This is a genomic window from Dolichospermum circinale AWQC131C (assembly GCF_000426905.1).
GTDB lineage: Bacteria > Cyanobacteriota > Cyanobacteriia > Cyanobacteriales > Nostocaceae > Dolichospermum > Dolichospermum circinale.
On sequence record NZ_KE384660.1, the window covers coordinates 1 to 225 of the forward strand.

General features: G+C 43.6%; 1 protein-coding gene. It reads left to right on the forward strand.

Features of this window, described 5'->3' with window-relative positions:
- Positions 1 to 225: hypothetical protein (locus tag ACIR131C_RS26410; RefSeq protein ID WP_196811826.1), on the forward strand; the 225-nt coding region annotated here is incomplete at both ends.

Consider the following 225-nt stretch of genomic DNA (forward strand, 5'->3'; position numbering starts at 1 on the left):
ACATTATCTGGAAAAACTTCTGTAGAAACTGCCCTAGCTACATATAGAAATAGTCCCACATTCCAGTACATCGAGCGAGATTATATTGTCACCAAAGCAGCCACATTCCCCAATGACCCAGGCTTTCCTCAACTATGGGGACTACATAACACAGCAGACACAGATATTGACGCTCCTGAAGCTTGGGATATTCAGACCGGCAATCCTAATTTAGTGATTGGGGTT